The organism is Bacillus sp. JJ1503 (assembly GCF_036965125.1).
Classification (GTDB): Bacteria; Bacillota; Bacilli; order Bacillales; family Cytobacillaceae; genus Cytobacillus.
In genome coordinates this window covers 1-2,001 of the sequence record NZ_JBALOZ010000397.1, presented here as the reverse complement: position 1 = coordinate 2,001, position 2,001 = coordinate 1, and the positions used below count along the sequence as shown (strand labels likewise).

At 44.5% G+C, this 2,001-nt stretch carries 1 protein-coding gene; it reads right to left on the bottom strand.

Annotated features, from left to right (window positions below):
- The coding region (locus V7149_RS23695; protein WP_335348035.1) for a M6 family metalloprotease domain-containing protein at positions 1-1,661 on the bottom strand (1,661 nt) is incomplete at its 3' end.
- Between the last annotated feature and the right edge of the window lie 340 nt (positions 1,662-2,001).

Genomic DNA, 2,001 nt, shown 5'->3' with positions numbered 1-2,001 from the left:
CCGTCATTGTCTTTGTGTTGCCCTAAAATGTAGAAATGAAGTTTATTGTATGGATCGATGTACTCACTGACAACAGTGTCTTTGCCAATAGAACCATCGAATTGCCCGGAGACCAAACTTGCCCCATTCCCAGCTTTGAATAAAGCATCAAGAGTTTGACGGGGGTCACCTTTGCCAACCATAGCTGTTGTGCCGTCAGGTCTTGTAAAGTCCTTCAGATTGATATCTTCGGGATGTGAATCAACTACCCAAATGAACGGGGAAGTCTCCGCATTTTTCGTTTTGGCAATCAATACACCGGAGTCGGCTGCAAAGGAATCCGCACCAAAACGGTCTACCACTTCAAGGGTGTAGTTATTGAACAATCTATTGCCTATTATATCGTTACGCCAGTCACCGGAAAGGTAATTGGTTGGTGTTAAATCGTCCATGCTGATGTTGATGCCGTGGAGTCCGGTTCGGCCGAATTGACTGCCAATTGGTGCTTGACGCGCGACAATATCCGCAAACACCGGTCCAGATTCTTTTAAGTCATCACGGTTTAGCTGCAGGACTTCATCATCGGATACAAATCCCTGTTTCATCTTATTACGAAGCATATGTGGTGCCGATAAAGAAGCACCAAGGGTAGATGGAATCATCCAGCGAGTGTGCGTCCCACCGGGGCCATTGAATGATCCACGGCTCATCGTTTCCCAATAACCCGAATAGGTTCTAGGGTCAAGAGCCGCATTATTGTAGTTATCGCCAAGACCGCGGAGATGGCCAAATTCGTGAGCGAATGTGCCCATGCCATCACTTTCGCCTTGAATAGAAACACGAATTGTTTTGCCATTGATCCTTGCACTAGATGCGGCGGACCAAATAGCTTTGGCTGCGTACCAGGAAGACCATGGTACGTAACGAGTTTTTGCCCAGTTTGGCATGTTTTCAAATCCAGGCATATCCTTCGGCGGCCCAAATTCATCAGTCACCGAGTCTTGATTCAAAAACATCATTTCGCCGAGTTCCTGCCATACAGTTGATTCATCATAGCCAGCATGAACGATAAACGCAAAGTCATATTCCTTTCCAGAGGCGGTTATGTCATCTGTTGCTGCATTTACGCCATCTGTGAAAAGGTTTCCTCTTTGATAATTCGATGGCAGGAAACCAGTATTATGACTGTTCTCAAGCCCATACTGAAATTCGTTTTTATCCAAACGGTACGGACCATAAGAATCAAGTGATACGCCCCATTTTCCATAAGAGTTCTCTTTCCAAAAACCATCGATTGTCTGATAGTTGTTGAGTGCACTTGGGACATTCAAGAAATTCTTCCACCATTCCCCAAGTTGTTCACGAGGAACAGCGTTGACTTGCGGATTACCGACGAGCTCTGAACCCTTGGGTTTGGTCAGGATAAAATCCTGATCCGGAAAGTCAACCAAAATCAAGGCCCCTCTAAGTTCGGTTTCCGGCTTAATATTCGTTGTATTCCAGTCAATACCCGGGACCTGATTATAATCATTCCACGTCATATTCTCCGGGTTCACCCATGACTGGGGATCCACTGGGCCGGGCATTGTATCCAGCCCTGGTTCCGCAGCAAAAGTGGCTGTTGAAGACATCGCAAGCAATATAGTGGTCGTTAATGCAGCAATCTTACCTCTAAGCTTCAAAGTGATTCTCCTCCCTCTTGGAACATTCCCTACTTTATGTAGGTTTTTGTTTTCAAACTCCCCTTGTTGATTACGCTATGTCATCATTTCTTTATCGTTATTAGCCCCATTAACGCCCCCTTTCACAGCTTAATGCCTTACCTGGGTTTATTCCCCCTCAAAGCCATAAACCATATAGCCATAAATCGGACAACACATGCAAAAAATGCCAACCCCTTCATGAAATCTACTATTTTGTTAGCTTGGCAATTGCAAAAAAAGAATCTTCCATCGGAAGTTTACTAAGCGCGTAAATATGATGATTTCTCTATAAAATATTTAATAGATTCTTTTAAACCTT